General features: G+C 73.7%; 22 protein-coding genes. 7 read left to right on the top strand and 15 right to left on the bottom strand.

The features are described 5' to 3' along the window. Nucleotides 1-2: 2 nt before the first annotated feature. From ABZ873_RS05820 to ABZ873_RS05810, 3 genes are all read right to left on the bottom strand, one after another. A complete protein-coding gene (locus ABZ873_RS05820; protein ID WP_360865743.1) occupies nucleotides 3-1,478 on the bottom strand; it encodes a membrane-associated oxidoreductase in 1,476 nt (491 codons plus the stop codon). A 71-nt stretch (nucleotides 1,479-1,549) separates the two neighbouring features. Beyond that, on the bottom strand, nucleotides 1,550-3,094 hold the full coding sequence (locus ABZ873_RS05815) for an MFS transporter (RefSeq protein ID WP_360865740.1): 1,545 nt from the start codon (nucleotides 3,092-3,094) through the stop codon (nucleotides 1,550-1,552). After that, nucleotides 3,091-3,642, bottom strand: coding sequence for a TetR/AcrR family transcriptional regulator (locus ABZ873_RS05810; protein WP_360865737.1), 552 nt, complete (start codon nucleotides 3,640-3,642; stop codon nucleotides 3,091-3,093). The genes ABZ873_RS05815 and ABZ873_RS05810 overlap by 4 nt, the downstream gene beginning before the upstream one ends. An 89-nt stretch (nucleotides 3,643-3,731) precedes the next feature. Between ABZ873_RS05810 and ABZ873_RS05805 the strand changes: the two genes are divergently transcribed. Continuing rightward, nucleotides 3,732-4,241: an HAD domain-containing protein gene (locus tag ABZ873_RS05805; protein WP_360865734.1), complete on the top strand. Its 510-nt coding sequence runs from the start codon at nucleotides 3,732-3,734 to the stop codon at nucleotides 4,239-4,241. Between the two features lie 148 nt (nucleotides 4,242-4,389). Here the strand turns inward: ABZ873_RS05805 and argH are convergent, their stop codons facing one another. After that, nucleotides 4,390-5,823, bottom strand: coding sequence for an argininosuccinate lyase (gene argH / locus ABZ873_RS05800; RefSeq protein WP_360865732.1), 1,434 nt, complete (start codon nucleotides 5,821-5,823; stop codon nucleotides 4,390-4,392). A 305-nt stretch (nucleotides 5,824-6,128) separates the two neighbouring features. On the opposite strand from argH, the gene ABZ873_RS05795 reads away from it, so the two are divergent. From ABZ873_RS05795 to ABZ873_RS05785, 3 genes are read left to right on the top strand one after another with little or no spacing between them, the layout of a single operon-like run. Next, the gene (locus ABZ873_RS05795) at nucleotides 6,129-7,493 is read left to right on the top strand and encodes a hypothetical protein (RefSeq protein WP_360865729.1); all 1,365 of its coding nucleotides are present in this window, start codon (nucleotides 6,129-6,131) and stop codon (nucleotides 7,491-7,493) included. Between the two features lie 7 nt (nucleotides 7,494-7,500). Next, on the top strand, nucleotides 7,501-8,082 hold the full coding sequence (locus ABZ873_RS05790; RefSeq protein WP_360865727.1) for a pyridoxamine 5'-phosphate oxidase family protein: 582 nt from the start codon (nucleotides 7,501-7,503) through the stop codon (nucleotides 8,080-8,082). A gap of 33 nt (nucleotides 8,083-8,115) precedes the next feature. After that, nucleotides 8,116-8,787 (top strand): L,D-transpeptidase family protein, encoded by a 672-nt coding sequence (locus ABZ873_RS05785; RefSeq protein ID WP_360866164.1) that lies wholly within the window; start codon nucleotides 8,116-8,118, stop codon nucleotides 8,785-8,787. 21 nt (nucleotides 8,788-8,808) lie between these two features. On the opposite strand, the gene ABZ873_RS05780 is transcribed toward ABZ873_RS05785, so the two are convergent. The 8 genes from ABZ873_RS05780 to ABZ873_RS05745 all read right to left on the bottom strand — a co-directional run bounded on the left by ABZ873_RS05780 (nucleotide 8,809) and on the right by ABZ873_RS05745 (nucleotide 17,416). Continuing rightward, on the bottom strand, nucleotides 8,809-10,125 hold the full coding sequence (locus tag ABZ873_RS05780) for a serine hydrolase domain-containing protein (RefSeq protein WP_360865724.1): 1,317 nt from the start codon (nucleotides 10,123-10,125) through the stop codon (nucleotides 8,809-8,811). A gap of 103 nt (nucleotides 10,126-10,228) precedes the next feature. After that, nucleotides 10,229-10,765 (bottom strand): arginine repressor, encoded by a 537-nt coding sequence (locus ABZ873_RS05775; RefSeq protein WP_360865721.1) that lies wholly within the window; start codon nucleotides 10,763-10,765, stop codon nucleotides 10,229-10,231. Between the two features lie 7 nt (nucleotides 10,766-10,772). After that, nucleotides 10,773-11,978 carry an acetylornithine transaminase gene (locus ABZ873_RS05770; RefSeq protein WP_360865719.1) on the bottom strand — a complete coding sequence of 402 codons (1,206 nt, stop codon included), beginning with the start codon at nucleotides 11,976-11,978 and terminating at the stop codon, nucleotides 10,773-10,775. Then, on the bottom strand, nucleotides 11,975-12,919 hold the full coding sequence (gene argB, locus ABZ873_RS05765) for an acetylglutamate kinase (RefSeq protein WP_360865716.1): 945 nt from the start codon (nucleotides 12,917-12,919) through the stop codon (nucleotides 11,975-11,977). Before argB ends, ABZ873_RS05770 begins: the two co-directional genes overlap by 4 nt. After that, entirely contained in the window at nucleotides 12,916-14,073 is a 1,158-nt protein-coding gene (argJ, locus tag ABZ873_RS05760) for a bifunctional glutamate N-acetyltransferase/amino-acid acetyltransferase ArgJ (protein WP_360865713.1), read from the bottom strand. Before argJ ends, argB begins: the two co-directional genes overlap by 4 nt. Continuing rightward, on the bottom strand, nucleotides 14,070-15,098 hold the full coding sequence (gene argC / locus ABZ873_RS05755) for an N-acetyl-gamma-glutamyl-phosphate reductase (RefSeq protein WP_360865710.1): 1,029 nt from the start codon (nucleotides 15,096-15,098) through the stop codon (nucleotides 14,070-14,072). The genes argJ and argC overlap by 4 nt, the downstream gene beginning before the upstream one ends. A gap of 244 nt (nucleotides 15,099-15,342) precedes the next feature. After that, complete coding sequence (locus ABZ873_RS05750) at nucleotides 15,343-15,918, bottom strand: histidine phosphatase family protein (protein WP_360865707.1); 576 nt, start codon at nucleotides 15,916-15,918, stop codon at nucleotides 15,343-15,345. Nucleotides 15,919-15,949: 31 nt separating this feature from the next. Further along, nucleotides 15,950-17,416 carry a PLP-dependent aminotransferase family protein gene (locus ABZ873_RS05745; RefSeq protein ID WP_360865704.1) on the bottom strand — a complete coding sequence of 489 codons (1,467 nt, stop codon included), beginning with the start codon at nucleotides 17,414-17,416 and terminating at the stop codon, nucleotides 15,950-15,952. Here ABZ873_RS05745 and ABZ873_RS05740 point away from each other — a divergent pair. Together ABZ873_RS05740 and ABZ873_RS05735 are read left to right on the top strand one after the other, a co-directional pair. Beyond that, nucleotides 17,415-18,335 carry a DMT family transporter gene (locus ABZ873_RS05740; RefSeq protein WP_360865701.1) on the top strand — a complete coding sequence of 307 codons (921 nt, stop codon included), beginning with the start codon at nucleotides 17,415-17,417 and terminating at the stop codon, nucleotides 18,333-18,335. The two genes, ABZ873_RS05745 and ABZ873_RS05740, sit on opposite strands and share 2 nt — an antisense overlap. A gap of 52 nt (nucleotides 18,336-18,387) precedes the next feature. Further along, entirely contained in the window at nucleotides 18,388-18,585 is a 198-nt protein-coding gene (locus ABZ873_RS05735; protein WP_189972711.1) for a DUF1918 domain-containing protein, read from the top strand. A gap of 55 nt (nucleotides 18,586-18,640) precedes the next feature. On the opposite strand, the gene ABZ873_RS05730 is transcribed toward ABZ873_RS05735, so the two are convergent. Next, a complete protein-coding gene (locus tag ABZ873_RS05730; RefSeq protein ID WP_360865697.1) occupies nucleotides 18,641-19,888 on the bottom strand; it encodes a family 10 glycosylhydrolase in 1,248 nt (415 codons plus the stop codon). Nucleotides 19,889-20,027: 139 nt separating this feature from the next. Between ABZ873_RS05730 and ABZ873_RS05725 the strand changes: the two genes are divergently transcribed. Beyond that, a complete protein-coding gene (locus ABZ873_RS05725) occupies nucleotides 20,028-20,921 on the top strand; it encodes a 3-hydroxybutyryl-CoA dehydrogenase (RefSeq protein WP_360865694.1) in 894 nt (297 codons plus the stop codon). Nucleotides 20,922-20,937: 16 nt separating this feature from the next. Here ABZ873_RS05725 and ABZ873_RS05720 read toward each other — a convergent pair whose 3' ends face one another. Together ABZ873_RS05720 and ABZ873_RS05715 are read right to left on the bottom strand one after the other, a co-directional pair. Next, nucleotides 20,938-21,474 (bottom strand): NUDIX domain-containing protein, encoded by a 537-nt coding sequence (locus ABZ873_RS05720; RefSeq protein WP_360865690.1) that lies wholly within the window; start codon nucleotides 21,472-21,474, stop codon nucleotides 20,938-20,940. Between the two features lie 53 nt (nucleotides 21,475-21,527). Then, complete coding sequence (locus tag ABZ873_RS05715) at nucleotides 21,528-22,868, bottom strand: transcriptional regulator (RefSeq protein ID WP_360865687.1); 1,341 nt, start codon at nucleotides 22,866-22,868, stop codon at nucleotides 21,528-21,530. Nucleotides 22,869-23,284: the final 416 nt, after the last annotated feature.

Below are 23,284 nucleotides of genomic sequence, written 5' to 3'. Positions count from 1 at the left end.
CCCTACTGGCGTCGCAGGGACCGGCTGACGCCCGCCGCCGTGGTGGTGGCGAGGACCCAGCCGGTCACGATCAGCAGGTACGACAGCCACTGGTACCAGCCGGCCGGCGCATAGGCGGACTCCTGCCCGAAGCCGATGATCGGCAGCATCAGGTCGATCGTGTAGAAGACGGCGTTGAAATCGGGGGCCTCCCCCGCCTTGAGCGGGCGCGGCGGGGTGAGCGCGTAGGCGATCGTCCCGGTGAGCAGGAGCGCGGCCAGCCAGCCGGTGGCCCGCAGCGGCCGGAAGCCGTAGCCGACGGTGGCGTCCTGGAGCAGCCCCCAGGCGCGGGCGTGCCGGGGCAGGGTGCGGCGGTGCCGGCGCAGCTTGGCGAGCATGACCGTACGGGCGGCCGCCTCGTCCCCGGCGGTGCGGTAGGCCGCGGCGAGCTGTTCGTAGGCGTACGGGAGGTAGCCGGACTCCTCCCGCTCCAGCGCGGGCAGCCGCTCCTCGGCGGGCAGGTGCGGGGCCAGGGTGCGGTAGGTGAGCCCGTCGATGCGGATCCGGTCGGGCCAGGTCTCCGACGGTACGTGCAGGATGTCGATGTGGGAGCGGCGCAGGTTGAGCGTGCCCTGGATCCGGTCGCAGCCGCGCAGCCACATCTCGCCGATGGCGCAGCTGGAGGCGCGCAGGGCGGTGCCCTCGGGGTGGGCGAAGACGGCGCTGGCCAGGTAGAGCTGGCGGGGTATCCGGGCGCCGGAGAGGTTGACGGTGCCGCGGGCCTCCAGGCCGTGGGCGCGCAGGTCCGTGCCGACGGCCAGGGTCTCGGCGTGCAGGGCGATGCCGCCGGGGGCGAGCAGGCGGGCGTTGTCGAGGAGGACCTGACCGCCGACGACGGCGCCGTTCAGGCGGAGCTGGCCGTGGACGGTCAGGTCGTTGGCGATGATGTCGGTGCCGACCTCCACATGGTTGAGCTGGAGCGGCGGCTCGGCGGACTCCTCGCCCGGGGCGGGGCCGATGACCGCGCCCTGGAGGAAGAGACCGCCCGCGATCTTGGCGCCCTGGAGCCGGACGGGGCCGGTGATCCGGCAGCAGGAGAGCCGCAGGACGACATCGACGCGCAGGGTGGCGGCGGTGAGACCGGGGAGGGTGGAGTAGCCGAGGACGAGGGCCTTGAGCTGGGCCCCGTAGATGAGGGGTTTGCGCTCGAACCAGCAGTCGCGCAGCCGGATGGGGTGGTCGATCACCGCGTAGCGCAGGTCGAGCTTGCCGGTGATCCGCGCGCCCTTGATCTTGAGTCCGGCGACGCGGCTCTCGGCGGCGGGGGCCGCGCCGAGCAGGAGGGCCCGCAGCACCTCGGCGCGTACGGTGCGCCCGGGGCCCCAGCCGGCGCCGTCGGCGGAGCTGTCGTCCGGGCGCTCCCGGAAGTCGACACCTTCGCCGCGGGGGAATGCCTCCCATACGCGGCGTTCGGCCGGGGTCAGGTCGTTGATCTCCATCGCCTCGGATGGTGTCCCGGCTGTCACGGGCTGTCAACTCGTGTCGGGACACCACCCGTTGGCGGTGTGGGTCAGTGCTCGACGCCGTCTTGGAGCCGCTGGCCGCGCAGCAGGAACCAGGCGGCCACGGCGGTGGCCAGGAGGACGGCCGCGCCCACGCCGGAGGCCATGCGCAGGCCGTCCACGAAGGCGTCCTGGGCGGCGCCCACCATCTCGGAGGCGGTGGCCGGGTCCAGGGACTTGGCCGCCTCGACGGCTCCGCCGAGGGAGTCGTGCGCGGCGTCGGCCACCGGGCCGGTGACGGAGGCGGGTGCGGTGAAGGACTGGTAGACGCCGGTGACGATGGAGCCGAGCAGGGCGATGCCGAGGGCGGCGCCGAGCTCGTACGCCGTCTCGGAGACGGCGGAGGCCGAACCGGCCTGCTCCTTGGGCACGCTGGAGAGGATGACGTCGGCGGTGACGGTGAAGGAGAAGCCGGCGCCGAGGCCGACGACGAGCAGGGCGGCGCCGAGCAGCGGGTAGCCGCTCTCCTTGTGGATCACCGTGAGGACGGCGAGGGCCAGGCCGATGGCGCCGAGGCCGCCGGCCACGACGGACCGTACCGAGTACCTGCGGGCGTAGCGGCCCGCGACGAGTCCGGTGACCACCGCGCCGATGGCGGCGGGCAGTTCGGCCAGGCCGGCCTCCAGCGGGTCGCGGCCCTGCACGAGCTGGAGGAACTGGGAGAGGAAGAAGACCAGTCCGGAGAGGCCGAAGACGGTGAGGAGGTCGGCGAGGACCGCGCCGGAGAAGCCGCGGTGCCGGAAGAGCCGCATGTCGAGGAGGGGGGAGGACAGGGTGAACTGGCGGCGGACGAAGGCGTACAGCGCGGCGGCGCCGAGGACGGCGGCGCCGGCCACCTCCCAGGTCAGGCCGTGCGTGGCGGCTTCCTTGACGGCGTAGACCACGCTGATGACGCCGACGAGGGAGAGGGCGACGCTGACCAGGTCCCAGGGGCCCGCGACGGGGTTCTTGGACTCGGGCAGCAGCTTGATGCCGACGAGGACGAGGGCGATCATGACGGGCAGGTTGATCAGGAAGACCGAGCCCCACCAGAAGTGCTGGAGCAGGGCTCCGCCGACGACCGGGCCGACGGCCGCGCCGGCGGAGGCGGTGGCGCCCCAGATGCCGATGGCGAGGCTGCGCTCCTTGGGGTCGTGGAAGATGTTGCGGATCAGCGCGAGGGTGGACGGCATCAGGGTGGCGCCGGCCACGCCGAGCAGGGCGCGGGCGACGATCATCATCTCGGGGCTGGTGGCGTAGGCGTTCAGGACCGAGACCGCGCCGAAGGCGGTGGCACCGGCCAGGAGGAGCTTCTTGCGGCCTATGCGGTCGCCGAGGGAGCCCATGGAGACCAGGAGTCCGGCGATGACGAAGGAGTAGATGTCGCCGATCCACAGCAGCTGGGTGCCGGAGGGCTTGAGGTCCTCGCTGAGGGAGGGCGTGGCGAGGCCGAGGACCGTGGCGTCGACCGCGACCAGCAGTACGGCCAGGACGAGCACGGACAGGGCGAGCCAGCGTCCGCGGCTCTTCCCCTCCACCCCCGTCTGACGGTTCAGCAGTTCGGTACGGGTCATTTCTCCACACTCCGTCGGGCGCCACCGAGCAGCAGCTCGGTGATCATGTACTGGAAGTCCTTGGCGGCGACCCGGCCGTCCATGACGGCCCAGGCGCAGCTGCCGATGAGGCCGTAGAACGCCTCGGTGAGCCAGGCGGGGCTCAGGTCGATCCGGATGTCGCCCTCCTCCTGGCCGCGCCGGAAGAGCGCGGTGACGCGGGCGTCGAGGCGGGCCCAGCCCTCGTTGACCTCGTCGCCCTCGAAGAGCTGGTTCTCGGTGACGAGGAAGGCCAGCAGCTGGGCGTTGGGTTCGGCCTCGCCGACCAGCCGCCGCAGCGCGTCGACCGCGGAGCCCTCGTCGAGGCGGGCCCGGTCGAAGGCGGCCCCGAACTCGCGGATGCCGAGGTCTTCGAGGGCCCGTACGAGGGCGTCGCGCCCGGCGAAGTGCCGGTGCAGGGTGGCCCGCCCGACACCGGCGGCGCGGGCGACCTCGTCCATCGTGGCGGTCGACTTGCGGGAAAGCAGGGCCGCGGCATCGCGCAGCACCTGGTCACGATCCATGGCCATGAGACAAGCATACCCCAAATGAGACGTCGACGTCTCATTCCATCGAAAAACGAGCTGCCCCTGGGCGGCGGAACGGACACCCTCCCCCGATGAAGCCCTTGCTGCTGATCGACGTGGACGGCCCCCTGAACCCCTACGCGGCCAAGCCCCAGCGCCGCCCCGCGGGCTACACCACCCACCGGATGCGCCCGGCGGGCTGGACCGAGAAGGAGAGCGCGAAACCGCTGCGGCTCTGGCTGAACCATGCCCACGGCGCGGAGCTGCTGGCCCTCGCCGGCTCCTACGACCTGGTGTGGGCCACCACCTGGAAGGACGAGGCGAACGACTGGATAGGCCCGCACCTGGGCCTGCCCCGGCTCCCCTGGATCGACTGGCCCCGGATGCACGGCCGCGCCCCGCGCGGCACCTTCTGGAAGACCCAGTACATCCTGGAGTACGCGGGCGAGCGCCCCTTCGCCTGGATCGACGACGACATCACGGCGCCGGACCGCGAGTACGTCACCCTGCACCACCCGGCCCACGCCCTGCTGCTGCGCGTCGACGAGCAGATCGGCCTGACGGCCACCGACTTCGAGACCCTGGCCGACTGGGCGCGGTGACGGGCGGCGGGGCCGGACGCACCGAAGGGGCGGCCCCGGGAGCGTGGGCTCCGGGGCCGCCCCTTCGGGGGTTCCGTCGCGTGCGGACGTACAGGCCCGGCGGGTTCGGCGGGCGTGCGGGACGCAGGGCGGCGGGGGCTGGGGGTGGCTACCGCTTGTGGGTGGCCCAGGCGTGCTGGATGACCAGGTCCGCCTTGAGTTCGGTGAGCTGGAGGGCGACCGCCGAGGGGGCCGTGCCGCCGCGGCCGTTGCGGGAGGCCAGCGCGCCCGGCACGTTGAGCACCGTGCGCACCTCCGGGGTCAGGTGCTCGGAGATCTTCGCGAACTGCTCGTCCGTGAGCTCGTCCAGCTCGATGCCCAGCGCCTCGCACTCCTTGACGCACTCGCCGGCCACCTCGTGCGCCACCCGGAAGGGCACACCCTGCTTGACCAGCCACTCCGCGATGTCGGTGGCGAGGGAGAAGCCCGCCGGGGCCAGCTCCTCCATCCGCTCCCGGTGCACCGTGAGGGTGGCCATCATGCCGGTGAAGGCCGGCAGCAGGACCTCAAGGGTGTCGCAGGAGTCGAAGACCGGCTCCTTGTCCTCCTGGAGGTCCCGGTTGTAGGCGAGCGGCAGCGCCTTGAGGGTGGCGAGCAGGCCCGTCAGATTGCCGATGAGCCGGCCGGACTTGCCCCGCGCCAGCTCCGCGATGTCCGGGTTCTTCTTCTGCGGCATGATCGAGGAGCCGGTGGAGAAGGCGTCGTGCAGGGTCACGAAGGAGAACTCCTTCGTGTTCCAGATGATGATCTCCTCCGCGATCCGGGAGAGGTTGATCCCGATCATCGCGGTCACGAAGGCGAACTCGGCGACGAAGTCGCGCGAGGCCGTGCCGTCGATGGAGTTGCCCACCGAGCCCCGCTCGAAGCCCAGGTCCGCGGCGACCGCCTCCGGGTCCAGGCCCAGCGAGGAGCCGGCCAGCGCGCCCGAGCCGTACGGGGAGACCGCCGTCCGCGTGTCCCACTGCCGCAGCCGCTCCGCGTCCCGGGACAGGGACTGGACATGGGCCAGGACATGGTGGGCGAAGAGCACCGGCTGCGCGTGCTGGAGATGGGTCCGGCCCGGCATGGCCACGTCCGCGTGGCTCTCCGCGAGCCCGACCAGCGCGTCCTGGAGGTCCGCGATCAGACCGCCGATGATCCGGGCGTGGTCGCGCAGGTACATCCGGAAGAGGGTGGCCACCTGGTCGTTGCGGGAGCGCCCGGCGCGCAGCTTGCCGCCGAGGTCCGGCCCGAGCCGTTCCAGCAGGCCGCGCTCCAGGGCGGTGTGGACGTCCTCGTCGGCGATGGTGCCGGTGAAGGAGCCGTCGGCCACATCGGCCTCCAGCGCGTCGAGACCGGCGATCATGCTCTCCAGCTCCTCGGCCGTGAGCAGCCCGGCCCCGTGCAGCACCCGGGCGTGGGCGCGGGAGCCGGCGATGTCGTACGGAGCGAGGCGCCAGTCGAAGTGGACCGACGCGGACAGCTTCGCCAGGGCCTCGGCCGGGCCGTCGGCGAACCGTCCGCCCCAGAGCCGGACGTCACCACCGTTGTTGCTGCTGACCACTACTGCTCCTCAGGACCGCGTGCATGGTGTGGATGTACGACGGACTCCCCGCCGCGGAGGTAGCGGGGAGGCCGTCCTGGTACGCGTAACGACGGGGACCGGGCCGGGTCGCGCCCGGCCGGGATCCTCGGCGGCGGAGCGCGGATCCATCCAACGACAGGCATAACTATGCACTGCTCCGTATGTTTCGTCAATCTGCCCCCGCCCCGGACCACCGGCCGGCCCGTGCATCCGGCCCGTATATGGGGCGCGCCCCGCCCCGCGCCCCGCCTACGCTCTGCGGACCAGCCGGTAGAGGAGGACGTATGGGTGCCGGGACGGAAGCGGAGGCGGCGGCGGGCCGGGACGCGGCGGCGGCCCTGCTGCGCGGCGCGCGCACGGGCCTCGGCGGGGTCCGCCTGCCCTCACTGCCCCTCTCCTGGCTCGCCTTCGACGAGGAGGTGCGCCGCGGCCACTCCGGCCCGCGCCCCGCCCGGGTCGAGCTGCGGCTCTGCCACCCCGACGGCCGGATCCGCGCGGCCGCGCTGGACGACCCGCGCCCGCCGCTCCCGCTCGTCGCGATCCGCTGCGCCGACTGGGCACCGGCCGTGCGCGAGCGGGCCCGCGAGGTCCTGGCGGAGGCACTGGCCGCCGATCCCGGCCGCACCCTGACCGAGCTCACCCCCCTCGTGCTCCGGCTGGCCCACCGCGAGCGCGGGCACTGGGCCCGCGAGCTGTTCACCGCGGTCCTCGGCGCCGAGGACCCGGTGCCCGCCCCCTGGTGGCGCCCCGCGCGCCCGGCCCTGTGGTGGCGCCCGGCGCGGGCCGCCCGCACCCTGACCGGCGAGGAACCGGACACCGTACTGGCCTGGCTGCGCCGCAGCGGCGATCTGCCGACCCGGCGGTTCGCCGCCGGGCTGACCCTCGCCGCCGGGCTGTTCGGCGTACGGGAGGTCGCGCGCCGGGCCGCCGCGGAGCGGGATCCGGCGACCGCCGCGCTGTGGCTGGACGCGGCCCTGGCAGCGCTGGCCGCGGAGGGCCCCGACACGGAGGCGGTGGACACCCTGCTGGCCGGGCACCTCCCGCAGGTCCGGGCCGGCGGGGTGACCGCCCTGCGCGCGGCCGGGCGCGGAGCCGAGGCCGCGGGCTTCCTGGCGGACCGCTCGGCGCTCGTACGGGCCTGCGCGCGCTGGCTGCTCCGGCAGGAGGGCGGGGACCCGTACGGGCACTGCCTCGCGCTGGTGTCGGATCCCGCGCGGATCACCCCGTACGCCGTCAGGGGCCTGGTCGAATGCGGCCGGGGGACGGACGCGCCGCTGCTGCACGCCCTGCTGGAACGGCCCGGCCGCGGCGGTGACCCCGTACGCGCCGCCGCCCTCGCCGGCCTGCGCACCCTGGAACCGCCGGACCCGGAACTGCTGCGGCCACTGCTGGACGACCCCTCGCCCGCGGTGGTCCGGGAGGCCGCGCTCGGACTGCTCCCGGCGGCGGGCGGGCTGCCCGCGGACTGGCTGCTGGAGCGCATCGCCCCGGACCGCCCCGTCCCCACCCGCCGGGCCGCGCACCGACTCCTGCGCGCGCACGGCGGACCCGCCGCTCTGCGGGCCGCCGCCGCAGCGCTGACGGACCCGGACCCGCGGGTGCGAAGTCGGGGCCGGGCGCCGGTCGTTCCGGACGCGGCGGGCCGATAATCGGCCCATGGGAAAACTTCACGAACGGATAGACGACCGGCTGCGGAAGTTCATCGAGGCGCAGCCGGTCTTCTTCACCGCGACCGCGCCCCTCGCGGGTGACGGCCACATCAACCTCTCCCCCAAGGGCCGCGCCGGGACGCTCGTCGTCCTCGACGAGGAGCGGCTCGCCTACCTGGACTTCGGCGGCAGCGGCGCCGAGACCATCGCGCACGTGCGCGAGAACGGCCGGATCACCCTCATGTGGTGCGCGTTCAGCGGGCCGCCGAACATCGTCCGCATCCACGGCCAGGGCGAGGCCGTCTTCCGCGACGACCCGCGCTGGGCGGAGCTCATCGGGCTGTTCGCCGAGGCCGACGGGCCGGGCGCGCGGGCCATCATCCTGGTGCGGGCCCACCGGATCGCGGACGTCTGCGGCTATGCCGTCCCCTTCATGGAGTACCAGGGCGAGCGCACGCTCCACGCCGAGTTCCTGGGCCGCAAGACGGACGAGGAGTTCTCGGACTACTGCGAGAAGAAGGATTTCATCGCGACGAGTGTCGACGGCCTGCCGGGGCTCCCGCTGCCCCTTCCGCCCCGTACCGTCTGACATGTGCTGCGTACCGCTCTTGTCACCGGCTCACTGATCGTCACCGCCCTGCTCCCGCAGGTGCCTTCGCCCGCCCCCGGCCCGCTGCCCGACCGGCTCGCCGACACCGGCGGCGGCAGCCAGCTGATCACCGCCGTGGCCCCCGGCCCCGGCTCCACCACCGGCCTGCTGACCTGGTGGGACCGGCGGGCCGGGCGCTGGTACGAGGCGGGCAGCGCGCCCGCCCGCTTCGGGGCGAACGGCCTGGCGGAGGGCACGACCCGTACGCAGGGCACCAGCACCACCCCGGCCGGCCTGTACGCGCTCCCGTACGCCTTCGGGATCCGGCGGGCACCGGCCGGGACGCAGCTGAGCTACCGGCCGGTGACCGCGGACTCCTGGTGGTGCCAGGACAACGCCTCCACCGCCTACAACCGCTGGGTGGAGCCGCTGCCCGCGGACTGCGCGCCGGGCGAGGCCGAGCACCTGGTCACGTACGAGAAGCAGTACACGCACGCGGTGCTGATCTCCTTCAACTACGACCGGCCCGTACGCGGCCGGGGCGCGGGGATCTTCCTGCACGCGAACGGCAAGGGGGCGACGGCCGGTTGCGTGTCGGTGCCGGAGCGGTCCATGCGCGCCATCCTGCGCTGGGCGGATCCGGACCGGCGCCCGCACATCGCCATCGGGACGGAGTCCGGGGCGCTGGACGTCACCCGCTACTAGCGGCTGGGGCGCCCGGCCCGCTCAGTAGGCGCCGGGCAGGTCCATGCCGGTATAGATGCGGTTGAGGAGCGTGGGCAGCATGGCCTGGGCGGTGGTCCGGTCGTCGGGGGCCACGGTCAGGTTGGTCCAGACGACGAGGGTGACGTCGTTGTCGGGGTCGTGGCCGATGAAGGAGTTGAAGCCCGGCAGTTCGCCGCCGTGGTAGTACATCGCCGCGCGGGGGCCGAAGCGCTGGTGGGCGATCCCGTAGCCGTACTTCTGCCCGTCCGGGCGGGCCGGGTCCTCGGCCTGCGGGCTGTCCCGCCACTGCTTCTGCGTGGCGGGGGCGAGCACCTTGCCCGTGGTGAGGGCCCGGATCCAGGTGGCGAGGTCGTCGGCGGTGGAGACGGCGCCTCCGGCGGCGGTGGCGTAGGACGGGTTCTGGTGGGTGTAGTCCACCGGTGGCAGCTTCCCCGAGCGGATGTCGGCCTTCATGCGGGCGGAGTAGGGAGTGTCGACCAGCGCGTAGGCGGTTCCGCCGTACATGTAGCCGTGCGCGTAGGGCTCGGGCAGGGCCGTGTCCCGGATGCCGGGCAGTTCGGTCCCCCGGAGGCCGAGCGGGGCGAAGAGCCGTTCGCGGAACTGCTGTTGCAGCGGCCGGCCGCCCGCCTTCTCGGCGACGAGGCCGAGCAGCGCGTAGTTGGTGTTGCTGTACTCGTATTGCGCGCCCGGCGCGAACCCGGGCGGGCGGGCGAAGGCGAGCGCCAGCATCTCCTGCGGGGTGCGGGCGGCGCCCGGGTCGGCGTCGAGGGAGGCGGCGAGTTCGGGGGCGTTCGTGTAGTTGTAGAGGCCGCTGCGCATCCGCAGCAGGTCGGCGAGGGTGATGCGGTCGCCGCCGGGCACGCCGGGGACGTAGCGGGAGACCGGGTCGTCCAGCCGGAGCCGGCCCTCCTGGGCGAGCCGGAGGATCAGGGCGGCGGTCATGGTCTTGGTGTTGGAGGCGATCCGGAAGTGGTCGCCGGTGGTGGGCGTCCTGCCGCCACCCCGCTCGGTGGTGCCGGTGGCCACCCGGAAGGTGCCCTGCGGGGTACGGACCAGGACCACGGCGCCGGGGACGGAGAGGGCCTTGGCGGCGCGCTCCACGGCCGCCTGGAGCTCGGCCGGATCGATGCGCTTCACGGCGGGGCCGGTGGGGTCGGGGGGCTCGGGGGTGCCGGCCGGGGCCGTCGCGCGCGCCGCGGCGCCGGGAGGCGGGGCCGGGTCGGCCGGTCCGGCGGGCGGGGAGAACCCGGCGGCGAGCAGGGCCGCGCACGGGAGCAGCAGCAGGGCGCGCCGGCCGGCGGATCGGGAACGGCTCATGCGGCTCACAGCCCCTCGTGCTCGGAGACCCCCGCCGCCCGGAAGAGTGGGACAAACCGGCACGATTTTATCATTTTGCCGCCATGGGCCGCCCCCGCGTGGCCTAGCCCTCCTTCTGCGCCAGGCGCAGCAGGTGGTCCGCCAGGGCCTGGCCGCCCGTCGGGTCGCGGCTGATCAGCATCAGGGTGTCGTCACCGGCGATGGTGCCCAGGATCGCGCTCAGTTCGGCCTGGTCGATGGCCGAGGCCAGGAACTGGGCCGCGCCCGGCGGGGTGCGCAGGACCACGAGGTTGGCCGACGCCTCCGCCGAGATCAGCAGCTCCCCGGAGAGGCGCCGCATGCGCTCCTCCTTCGCGGACTCGCCGAGCGGCGCCTGCGGGGTGCGGAAACCGCCCTCGCTGGGCACCGCGTAGATCAGCTCGCCGCCGGTGTTGCGGATCTTGACCGCGCCCAGCTCGTCCAGATCGCGGGAGAGCGTCGCCTGGGTGACGCTCAGCCCGTCGTCCGCCAGCAGCTTCGCCAGCTGGCTCTGGGAGCGGACCGGCTGCCGGTTGAGGATGTCCACGATCCGGCGGTGCCGCGCGGTGCGGGTCTGCGGGACGGCCTGCCCGCCTTGCTCGTTGTCCTGCGCCTGGGTCATCGTCGTCTCATTCTCCGGATCCGTCCCCGCCGCTTGCGTCCAGGATGCCGGGCAGGGCCCGGACGAACGCGTCCGCCTCCGCCTCGGTGAGTACGTACGGGGGCATGAGGCGTACGACGTCGGGCGCGGGCGCGTTGACCAGGAAGCCGGCATCCTGAGCCGCCTGCTGCACCCGGGCGGCGGACGGCTCGGTCAGCACGATACCCAGCAGCAGGCCCGAGCCCCGGACGTGGGAGACCAGCGGGTGTCCCGTGCCCTCGATCCCGGAGCGCAGCCGCTCGCCGCGTGCCTTGACCTGGTCGAGCAGCCCGCCGGTGGCGATGGCGTCGATGACGGCGAGGCCGGCGGCGCAGGCGACCGGGTTCCCGCCGAAGGTGGTGCCGTGCTGGCCGGGCCGGAGCAGGTCGGCGGTGGGGCCGAGGGCGATGACCGCGCCGATGGGCAGTCCGCCGCCCAGCCCCTTGGCGAGGGTGACGATATCGGGCTCGACGTCCTCGTGGGCCTGGTGCTCGAACCACTGGCCGCAGCGCCCGATGCCGGTCTGGACCTCGTCCAGGACGAGCAGGGTGCCGGTGGCGCGGGTGATCTCGCGGGCGGCCGTCAGGTAGCCGGCCGGGGGGACGACGACGCCGTTCTCGCCCTGGATGGGCTCGATGACGACGATCGCGGTCTCCTCGGTGACCGCGGCCCGCAGCGCCTCGACGTCGCCGTAGGGGACATGGGTGACATCGCCGGGCAGCGGCAGGAAGGGCTCCTGCTTCTTCGGCTGGCCGGTGAGGGCGAGGGCGCCCATGGTCCGGCCGTGGAAGCCGCCGTCGGTGGCGACCATGTGGGTGCGCCCGGTCAGCCGGCCGATCTTGAAGGCGGCCTCGATGGACTCGGCGCCGGAGTTGCAGAAGAAGACCTTGCCGGGGCGGCCGATGAGCTGGAGCAGCCGCTCCCCGAGCGCGACGACCGGCTCGGAGATGAACAGGTTGGAGACGTGCCCGAGGGTGGAGATCTGCTCCGTGACGGCGGAGACGATCGCCGGGTGGGCGTGGCCGAGCGCGTTGACGGCGATGCCGCCGACGAAGTCGGTGTACTGCTTGCCGTCGGCGTCCCAGACCTGGGAGCCCTCACCGCGCAGGAGGGTGACCGCGGGCGTGCCGTAGTTGTCGGTCAGCGCCCCCTGCCAGCGTGCGGCGTACGCCTGATTGCCGGTGCCACTGGTCATTTCGTTCCCCCAGGCTTGCCGTCGGGCACGACCATCGTGCCGATGCCGGAGTCCGTGAAGATCTCCAGCAGGATCGAATGCGGGACCCGTCCGTCGAGGACGCGTGCGGTCTTCACGCCGCCCCGGACGGCGTGCAGGCAGCCCTCCATCTTGGGCACCATGCCGCTGGACAGCTCGGGCAGCAGCTTCTCCAGCTGGCTGACGGTGAGCCGGCTGATGACCTCGTCGCTGTGCGGCCAGTCCGCGTACAGGCCCTCGACGTCGGTGAGGACCATCAGGGTCTCGGCGCCGAGGGAGGCCGCGAGGGCCGCGGCCGCCGTGTCGGCGTTGACGTTGTAGACGTGGTGGTCGTCGGCGCTGCGGGCGATGGAGGAGATGACCGGGATCCGGCCGTCCGCGAGCAGGGCCTCGATGGCGCCGGGGTCGACGGCGGTGATCTCCCCGACCCGGCCGATGTCGACGGTCTCCCCGCCGATCTGCGGGCTGTGCTTGACCGCCGTGATCGTACGGGCGTCCTCGCCGGTCATGCCGACGGCGAGCGGGCCGTGCTGGTTGAGCAGCCCCACCAGCTCGCGCTGGACATGGCCCGCCAGCACCATCCGTACGACGTCCATCGCCTCCGGGGTCGTCACCCGCAGGCCGGCCTTGAACTCGCTGACCAGTCCCTGCTTGTCGAGCTGGGCGTTGATCTGCGGGCCGCCGCCGTGCACCACGACCGGCTTGAGGCCGGCCTGGCGCAGGAAGACCACGTCCTGGGCGAAGGCGGCCTTGAGGTCCTCGTCGATCATGGCGTTGCCGCCGAACTTGATCACGACGACCTTGCCGTTGTGGCGGCGCAGCCAGGGCAGGGCCTCGATGAGGATCTGCGCCTTGGGCAGGGCGGTGTGCTTGCGGGCGGTGCCGCCGGAGGCGCCGGGCTGGCCGGCCTTCGCGTCGCTCATGAGGAGTAGGCGCTGTTCTCGTGGACGTACTCGGCGGTCAGGTCGTTGGCCCAGATCACGGCGGACTCACTGCCCTCGGAGAGATCGGCGGTGATGCGGACCTCGCGGTCCTTCATCGAGACCAGGTCGCGGTCCTCGCCGACGGAGCCGTTCTTGCAGACCCAGACGCCGTTGATGGCGACGTTCAGCTTGTCCGGGTCGAAGGCGGCGCTGGTGGTGCCGATCGCGGAGAGCACGCGGCCCCAGTTGGGGTCCTCGCCGTGGAGGGCGCACTTGAGGAGGTTGTTGCGGGCGATGGAGCGGCCCACCTCGACGGCGTCGTCCTCGGTGAGGGCGCCGACGACCTCGATGCGGATGTCCTTGCTGGCGCCCTCGGCGTCCCCGATGAGCTGCCGGGCGAGGTCGCCGCAGACGGTCTGGACGGCCCGCGCGAACTCCTCGTACGCCGGGACCGCACCGGAGGCGCCGGAGGCCAGCAGCAGCACGGTGTCGTTGGTGGACATGCAGCCGTCCGAGTCGACCCGGTCGAAGGTGGTGCGGGTGGCGGCGCGCAGGGCCTTGTCCAGGGTGGCGCTGTCCAGGTCGGCGTCGGTGGTGAGGACGACGAGCATGGTGGCGAGGCCCGGGGCGAGCATGCCCGCACCCTTGGCCATACCGCCGACGGTCCAGCCGTCCTGGGAGACGGAGGCCGTCTTGTGGACGGTGTCGGTGGTCTTGATGGCGATCGCGGCCGCCTCGCCGCCGTCCTCGGACAGGGCGGCGGCAGCCGTCTCGATGCCGGGGAGCAGCTTGTCCAAGGGGAGCAGGACGCCGATCAGGCCGGTGGAGGCCACGGCGATCTCGCCGGCGTTGAACGCCTCGCCGAGGACCTCGGCGGCCTTCTCGGCGGTGGCGTGGGTGTCCTGGAAGCCCTTCGGGCCGGTACAGGCGTTGGCGCCGCCGGAGTTGAGGACCACGGCGCCGACGGTGCCGCCGCGCAGGACCTGCTCGGACCAGTGCACGGGCGCGGCCTTGACGCGGTTGGAGGTGAAGACGCCCGCGGCGGCGAGGCGGGGACCGTGGTTGACCACGAGGGCCAGGTCCGGGTTGCCGTTGGCCTTGATTCCGGCGGCGATGCCTGCCGCCGAGAATCCCTGTGCAGCCGTAACCGTCACGGCGCGACTCCAATCGTCGAGAGCCCGAGCTGCTCCGGCAGCCCGAGGGCGATGTTCATGCTCTGCACCGCGCCACCGGCGGTGCCCTTGGTGAGGTTGTCGATGGCGCTGACGGCGATGATCCGCTGGGCGGAGGCGTCGAAGGCGACCTGTACGTGGACGGCGTTCGAACCGTGGACGGACTTGGTGGACGGCATCCGGCCCTCCGGGAGGAGGTGGACGAAGGGCTCGTCCGCGTACGCCTTCTCGTAGGCGGCGCGCAGCGATTCGGCGGTGGTGCCGGGCAGCGCCTTGGCCGAGCAGGTGGCGAGGATGCCGCGGGCCATGGGGACGAGGGTGGGCGTGAAGGAGACGGAGACCCGCTCCCCGGCGAGCGGGCTGAGGTTCTGCACCATCTCGGGGGTGTGCCGGTGGCCGCCGCCGACGCCGTAGGGGGTGACGGAGCCCATCACCTCGGCGCCGAGCAGGTGCGGCTTGAGGGCCTTGCCCGCGCCGGAGGTGCCGGTGGCGGCGACGATCACGGCCTCCGGTTCGGCGAGCCGGGCCTGGTAGGCGGGGTAGAGCGCGAGGGAGACGGCGGTGGGGAAGCAGCCGGGGACGGCGATGCGCTTGCTGCCCTCCAGGGCGCTGCGGCCGCCGGGCAGTTCGGGGAGGCCGTAGGGCCAGGTCCCGGCGTGCGGGGCTCCGTAGAAGGCGTCCCAGTCGGCGGAGTCCTTGAGCCGGTGGTCGGCGCCCATGTCGACGACCAGGACCTCCTCGCCGAGCTGGGCGGCGACGCCGGCGGACTGGCCGTGCGGGAGGGCGAGGAAGACGACGTCGTGGCCGGCCAGGACCTCGGGGGTGGTGGCCTCCAGGGTGCGTCCGGCGAGCGGGACGAGGTGGGGCTGGAGGGAGCCGAGGAGCTGTCCGGCGTTGGAATTGCCGGTCAGGGCGCCGATCTCGACCTCGGGGTGCGAGAGCAGCAGGCGCAGGACTTCTCCGCCCGCGTATCCGCTCGCTCCGGCCACCGCTACACGTACCACCATCGGACCCTCCTCATTGATGGCATGACTATACGTACGTCTGCACGTTTATGCAATGTCGGAGATCTTGGCGGACGGGCCACGCCGGAGGAACGGGCGCGCGGCGCACCGTTCTGGAAGATGTCTAGCAGGAAAGCCGGGATTCCGGCGGTGATTCCGGAGGTCCGGCCGGGAGCGGATCCCGGAGTTGGACCGCACTGGACGGTCAGGTGCCGACCGCGCCCCCGCACGGAATGTCACACGGTGTTCACGCGGCGGGCTGGAGGCAGAGGTGCCAGTCCCCGGGGCGGCCGGTCAGGGTGACCGTGGACAGCGGCCGGACGTCCACGTTCCAGTACGTCGGCGGGGGCGCCTTGAGCGCGTAGACCAGCGCCGCGCGGATCACCGAGGGCTCGGCCACCGCCACGATCGCGCCGCCGTCCTCGGCGGGCCGGGTGTCGAGCCAGCCACCGATCCGGGAGATGAAGGCGAGCAGGGATTCACCGCCGTGCGGGGCGGAGTACGGATCGCTGAGCCAGAGGTCCACCGCCGCCGGCTCCCGGGCGGTCACCTCGGCCAGGGTCAGCCCCCGCCAGCGGCCCATGTCGCACTCGCGCAGCGCGGGCTGGGCGAGGGGCGCGTAGCCCAGGGCCTCCCCGGTGGACCGGCTGCGCGGGGTCGGGGAGCAGTAGCGCAGCTCGGCGGCGGCCAACGGCACCAGACCGGGGGCGGCGTACTCCACCGAGCGCCAGCCGATGCCGTCCAGCGGGCGGTCGTCGTCGAAGCGCTCGGCGAGCAGCGCGGAACTGCGGGCTGCGGCGACGAGCGAGACCCGAACAGGCATGCGGTGATGGTGGGCCGCGTACGGCCTGCGGTCAAGCGTCCGGACCGGGCCCGCCGGGGGCGGGGGCCGGCCGGAGGCTGTCCAGGCCCGCCCGCAACCGCTGGACGCTCTCGGCCAGTTCGCCCGGCCCGGAGACCCCGGCGAAGCTCAGCCGGACGTACGGAGCCGGCGGTTCCGCGCAGAAGTAGGGGCGCCCGGGAGCCACCGCGACCCCGGCCCGCAGGGCGGCCGCGGCGAAGGCCGCGTCGTCGCCCTCGGCCAGCCGGGCCCACAACTGGTAGCCGCCGGAGGGCAGATGGGGCAGGGCCAGCTCGGGCAGCTCCCGCCGCAGGGCGCCCGCGAGCACGTCCCGGCGGTGGCGCAGCTCGGTGGCGACGGCCCGCAGATGGCGTGGCCAGGCGGGCGCGCCGACCAGCTCCAGGGCGGCTTCCTGGAGGGGCCGGGGTACGAAGAAGCTGTCCACGACCTGGATGGCGCGCAGCCGCTCGGTGACCGGGCCGCGGGCGGCCAGCGCGCCCACCCGCAGGCTGGGCGAGGTGGCCTTGGTGAGCGAGCGCACGTGCACCACCACCCCGTCGGGGTCCTCGGCGGCGAGGGTCGCGGGCAGCGGTCCGCAGTCCTCGTGCGCGAGGGCCCGCGCGTAGTCGTCCTCGACCACGAAGGCGCCGGCGGCGCGGGCGATCCGCAGCACCTCGGCCCGCCGCCCCGGGGCCAGGACCGCCCCCGTCGGGTTCTGGAACAGCGGCTGGCATACGAAGACCCGCGCGCCGGTGGCCTCGAAGGCGGCGGCCAGCAGCTCCGGCCGGACCCCCTCCGCATCCACCGGCACCGGTACGGGCCGGCACCCGGAGGCGCGGGCGAGGGCGAGCAGCCCGGGGTAGGTCGGGGACTCCACCAGGATCGGGGCGCCGGGCGGGGCGAGCGCCCGCAGGGCGGTGGCCAGGGCGCTCTGCCCGCCCGCGGTGACCAGCACATCGGCGGCGGCCACCGCTCCGCCGATCTCCCGGGCGAACCAGTCGCGCAGCTCGGGCAGCCCCTCCATGGGCGGCCGCTCCCAGGCCCCGGGGCGCCGCCCGGCGCGGGCGAGCGCGGCGGCCATGGCCCGCTCGGGCTGGATGGAGGCGTGCAGGTAGCCGCTGTTGAGCCCGATCACCGAGGGCGGGGGCGCGGCCAGGCAGGCCAGCACCCCGGAGGCGTCCACCGAGCGCGGCACGATCTCCCCGGACGCCTCCGCGCTCAGGGCGACCTCCTGCCAGGAGGTGTCCCCGGCGGTGGGGGCACTCGTACGCGGCGCCGCGCGGAAGACCCCGGCGCCGGGCCGGGTGACGACCAGGCCCTCGGCGGCGAGCTGCGCGAGGGCCCGGGAGACGGTGACGGGGCTGACCCGGTGGCGCTCCACCAGGGCCCGGCTCGACGGGAGCTTTCCACCTACCGAGTAGCGGTCGAGCTCGGACCGCAGGGATGCCGCCAGCTCCGCCACACTGCTACGCTCATACATGACAGCACAGAATAGCGCTACTCTCCCGGCCGCGATAGCGGTCAAGGGGGACAGGAACCCCCTGGCACGCGGGACCGCCCTCGCCGCGCTCGGCGTCGTCGCCTTCTCGCTGACCTTCCCCGCCACCGCGTGGGGGCTGGAGAGCTTCGACCCCTGGTCCCTGGTGGCCCTGCGCAGCGTCCTGGCGGCGGCCGTCGCCGGGGTCTTCCTGCTCGCCCTGCGGGTACGGCCGCCCGCGCGCGAGCACTGGGCCGGGCTGGCGGTCGTCGCGGGCGGGGTCGTGATCGGCTTCCCGCTGCTGACGACGCTGGCCCTGCGCACCTCCACCACCTCGCACGCCGCCGTCGTCGTCGGCCTGCTGCCGCTCACCACGGCCGCGCTCTCCGCGCTGCGCACCGGGCACCGGCCCCCGCGGGCCTTCTGGGCCGCGGCCGTCGCCGGGGCCGTGGTGGTGCTCGGCTTCACCCTCGCGCAGAGCGGCGGCTCCCTCTCGGCGGGCGACGGCTACCTCTTCGGGGCGCTGCTGGTGTGCGCCGCCGGGTACACCGAGGGCGGGCGGCTCGCGCGGGTGCTGCCGGGCTGGCAGGTGATCGGCTGGGCGCTGGTGCTGTGCCTGCCGCTCAGCGTGGCCGGTGCGGTGCTGGGGCTCGCGTACGAGCCGGTGCGCCTCACCGGCCACGGGGTGGCCGGGCTGGTCTGGGCGGCGGCCGGCTCGACCTTCCTCGGCCTGTACGTCTGGTACCGGGGCATGGCCGAGATCGGCACGGCCCGGGCCAGTCAGCTCCAGCTCGCCCAGCCGCTGCTGACCCTGGTCTGGTCGGTGGCGCTGCTGGGCGAACGGCTCTCGCCCGCGGCACCGGCCGCCGCCTGCGCGGTCCTCGTCTGCATCGCGGTCACCCAACGGGTCAAACACCCCTAGAACGACCTAAACTGCTAGCACCGGATCGGATCCCCACCGAGGGAGGTCAGTGATGCGAGCGACCGAGGGCGACCAGCTGGTGCAGCACGGCAGGATCGTCGGACAGCATGACAAGGTGGGCGAGATCACCCAGGTGCTCGGCGAGAACGGCACCCCTCCCTACCGGGTCCGTTTCGAGGACGGGCACGAGGCCCTGATGGCTCCCGGACCCGACTGCACGGTCCGCCACCCCGCGGAGCCCGCGCACTGAGTCCCCGCACCGGGTCCCGGCGCCGAGCCCGGGCACCGGGTCCCCGCCCGCCGGATCAGCGCGGGGGCACCGCCGAGCCGTAGTGGTCGGCCACCACCCGCGCCATCGCGCCGTTGGGGTCCGCGGCCACCTGCGTCGCCGCGAAGTAGACGTGGCCGAGCACCTCGGGGTACCCGCGCGCGAACCGCACATGCTTCGACAGCTCGGCCGGATCGCGCCAGGCGGGGGTGTCGCTGTTGCGGTCGCAGCGGTACAGCCCCTCCCCCACGTACAGGTCGACGCCGGTGCCCGCGACGGTCCGGGCCCACCAGGGCACCAGGGCCGTGTAGTCGGCCGTCGGGTGGCCGATGTGCCAGTACGCCTGGGGCGCGATGTAGTCGATCCAGCCCTCCCGGACCCACCGGCGGGTGTCCGCGTAGAGGTCGTCGTAGGCGGCGAGCCCGCGGGTGGCCGAACCGGCCGGGTCCCGGTCGGAGTTGCGCCAGATCCCGAAGGGGCTGATGCCGAAGCGCACGGCGGGCCGCAGGGCGCGCAGCCGCGCGGACATCTCGCGGACCAGGGTGTCGGTGTTGTTGCGGCGCCAGGCGGCGCGCGAGGAGAAGCCGCCGCCGTAGGCGTCGAAGGCTTCGTCGTCGTCGAAGTACTCCCCCTCCACCGGATAGGGGTAGAAGTAGTCGTCCCAGTGGACGGCGTCCAGCCGGTAGCGGGTGACCGCGTCGAGCATGGCGTCCTGCACGAAGCGCCGCACCTCGGGCAGTCCCGGGTTGTAGTAGAGGCGGCCGCCGTACTCGACGGTCCAGCCGCTGCGGCGCGCCGGGTGCCAGGAGACCAGCCGGCCGAGGTCGGCGTGGTTGGCCACGCGGTAGGGGTTGAACCAGGCGTGCAGCTCCAGCCCGCGGGCGTGCGCCTCGGTGACCGCCGTGCCGAGGGGGTCCCAGCCCGGGTCCACGCCCTGCTGGCCGGTCAGCCACTGCGACCAGGGTTCGAGGGGCGAGGGCCACAGGGCGTCGGCCGCCGGACGGACCTGGAGGATCACCGCGTTGAGCCGGCGGCGGACGGCGGTGTCGAGGAGGCCGAGCAGTTCCGCGCGCTGGGCGGCGGCCGACAGCCCGCTGCGCGAGGGCCAGTCCACATTGGCGACGGAGGCGATCCACATCCCCCGGAACTCCGCCGTAAGGGCGCCGCCGGAGCCCGACCGGCGCCGCCCGGGGTCCCGCGTCCCGGCGAACGCCGGCCCCCCGGTCGCGGCGGCGACCACCCCCGCCGCCCCGGCCAGCAGCGCCCGTCGACCGATGTACGCCATGTGATGACTCCGTTCCGCTGAGTGACAGTGCACGGTGTCCGCTCAGCATGCCCGCCCCGGGCCCCCGTCCCGCGCAAGTGCGGGGGTAACGTCGGGGGGCGTGGCGGGCGCCGGAATCGTACGGGGGACCCGCCGACGGATGAGCTGCGAAAGGCACGAAGTGACTGACCTCCCTTCCGACATCACACGAGTCGGCGTAGTGGGCTGTGGCCAGATGGGCGCGGGTATCGCCGAGGTGTGTGCCCGCAGCGGCCTTGAGGTCAAGGTCGCCGAGACCACCGGCGAAGCCCTGGAGATCGGCCGGACCCGGCTGTACAACTCGCTGACCAAGGCCGCCGAGCGCGGCAAGATCACGGAGGAGGAGCGGGACGCCACCCTGGCGCGGCTCAGCTTCACCACCGACCTCGGGGAGTTCGCCGACCGTGATCTCGTGATCGAGGCGGTCGTGGAGAACGAGCAGGTGAAGACCGAGATCTTCCAGGTCCTGGACCAGGTGATCACCCGGCCGGACGCGATCCTCGCCTCCAACACCTCCTCGATCCCGCTGGTCAAGCTGGCGGTGGCGACCTCGCGGCCCGACCAGGTCATCGGCATCCACTTCTTCAACCCGGCCCCGGTGCAGAAGCTCGTCGAGCTGATCCCGGCCCTCACCACCGGCGAGGAGACGGTCAAGCGCGCGGAAGCCCTGGTGCGGACCGTGCTCGGCAAGCACGCGGTCCGCGCCCAGGACCGTTCCGGCTTCGTCGTCAACGCCCTTCTCGTGCCCTACCTCCTCTCCGCGATCCGGATGTTCGAGTCGGGCATCGCCAGCCGCGAGGACATCGACAACGGCATGGAGCTGGGCTGCGCCCACCCGATGGGCCCGCTCAAGCTGTCCGACCTGATCGGCCTGGACACCATCGCCTCCATCGCCGACTCGATGTACTCCGAGTACAAGGAGCCCCTGTACGCCGCTCCCCCGCTGCTCCAGCGGATGGTCGACGCGGGCCGCCTGGGCCGCAAGACGGGCGCGGGCTTCTACCCGTACAGCTGACCCGTACGGTCTGCGCTCAGGGCCTGCCCAGCCGCAGATGGTGCAGGAGGAGCAGCCCGGCCGCCATGTTGGCGGCCGGGATCTCCCCGCGGGCGATCATGTCCGGCACCAGCTTGAGCGGGACCCACTCGCGGCGCGAGGACTCGAAGTCGTCCTCGGGATGCCCGGTCCAGGTGGCCCCGTCCGCCCAGTACAGGTGGTGGCGGGCGTCGGTCAGGCCGTTGGAGGGCTCGACGGTCATCAGGTGATGGAGCGGGCCGGGCCGCCAGCCCGACTCCTCCTCCATCTCGCGCGCCGCGGCGGCCGCGATGTCCTCGCCGTCCTCCACCACCCCGGCGGGCAGCTCCCAGCCCCAGCTGTCGGTGATGAACCGGTGCCGCCAGAGCAGCAGCACCTCGTCGGCCTCGTTGACCGCCGTGGCGACGGCGACCGGGCGCAGCCGGATCACGAAGTGGTCCAGGTGCCGGCCGTCGGGGAGTTCCACATCCGCCAGGTTCACATCGAACCAGCGGTTCTTGTACACGGTCTGCTCACTCAGGTTCGTCCACTGCACGACTGTGCCACCTTTCGTTCGAGTAGGTGGCACACATGGCATCAGCTCCCCTGTCACAGGGGAACGCGCAGCGCTCCGTCGATGAGCTGCGCGGTCTCCCGCGCGTCCGGACAACCGCTGGTCAGAAGCTGTGCGCGGACCGTCCGCAGCCGGTCGCGCAGTCTCAGCGACTCCATCCCGCGCGCCCGCTCGGCCATCTCGGCCGCCCCCGCCGCCGCGCGGTCCGCCTCCCCCTGGCGCAGCTGGATCTCGCACAGCATCGCCAGCCGGTGCACCCGGCCGCGGTCGTGCGCGGGGGTGCCGACGGCGGCCGTGGCCTGCGCCCGCGCGGCCTCCAGATCGCCCAGGCTGAGCAGGGCCTCGGCCACCTGGACGTTGACCAGGCCGGGCTGGACGTAACCCGTCTCGTCCGGTTCGCTGCCGGGTCTGATCAGCGCGGCGGCCGCCTCGGCCTGCCGGATGCAGGCCAGCGCCGCCCGCGCGTCCCCGAGCTGCGCGTACGCCTTGGCCTGCATCGCGTACAGGTCGGCGCAGAGCGCGGCCGTGGTGTGCCGGCCGGCGGCGCGCAGGGCGGCCTCGGCGAAGGCGACGGCCTGGCGGTACTCGCGCAGGTGCAGGGACTGGTTGACGATCAGCGCGATGACATAGGCCCCGAGCCCCCGGTCCCCGCTGGCCTTGGCCAGCCGCAGCGCCTGGTGGAAGTAGCGCTGGGCCAGGCCGTGCGCGTCCGAGTCGTAGGCGCAGATCCCCGCCACCGCCACGAGGGAGCCGGTCGCCCGGTGGAGGCGGCGGCCGAGGCCGTCGGAGTAGCTTCCGCGCAGCATGGGCGCCGTCTCGCTGCCGAGGAAGCGGACGATCCGGTCGCGGGTGGCGACCCCGCCCGCCCGCCGGTACATCAGCTCGTAGTGGGCGCGGGCGGCCTTCAGCACCTCGATGTGCTCGGGGCCGATCCGGTCCGGCCCCTCGCGCGAGACGTCGGCGTCCTCGGGCGGGTTCTCCCATTCCCAGACCGGGATGACGGCCGGCGTACCGGTGACCGCGGCGGCCTTGAGGAGCTGGGGGCGGGCCTGGCCGTCCGAGCGCCAGAGCGCGGCCGCCCGGTCCACGAACCCGTTGAGCTGCGAGGCGTGCGGGGAGAGCGGCCGGCCGGGCACGCCGAGCCCGATGTCGTCCAGGCCGACGGGCCGCCCGAGGCGGCCGCCCAGTACCTCGCAGATCAGGTCGGGGACCTGGCCGCGCGGGCGCTGGCCCTTCAACCACCGGGCGACGGCGGTGTGTTCGTAGCGCAGGGCGAGACCGCGGCTGCGGCCCGCCTGGTTCACGTGGGCGGCCAGTCCCGCATGGGACATGCCCGCCTCGGCGAGGAGGGCGTCGAGCAGGACATTCGACTGCATGGGCCGCTCCTGGGGCTCGTCGGTCTCAGGCTAGTGGGTACGCGGTTCACACGGGGTGTGAAGTGAGTACGCGCATAAATGCGCTGCGCACCCTGCCGCACGGCCCCCCGCTCGCGGTTCACTTGAGTCCCTCGCCAAGAGGAGCTCGGGTCGTCGGCTCCCCCTCGAACAGTGCGACGACCCGTCACCGCGCCGCCCGTCCTGCTGTCTGCCCGACACTCCATGGCAGGCGGGCGGCGCGCCCCGGTCCCGGCCGGCGCCCGGTTGGTCGCCGGGCCCCGGCAGGGACCGGAACGGGCGCGTGCCGGGCCCCTCCACCGGGTCCGGCACGCGTGTCCACGCCCGCCACCAGCCGCGCGGGCGTGAGCCGCGCCCGCGCGTGATCATCCGTAGGACTCCCCTCCCGGCCGGAACGA

Origin of the sequence: Streptomyces sp. NPDC047014 (genome assembly GCF_040644195.1) — a bacterium.
Taxonomy (GTDB): Bacteria; Actinomycetota; Actinomycetes; order Streptomycetales; family Streptomycetaceae; genus Streptomyces.
Note: the sequence above shows the minus strand (reverse complement) of the source record. Positions and strands in the feature narration are given on the sequence as shown.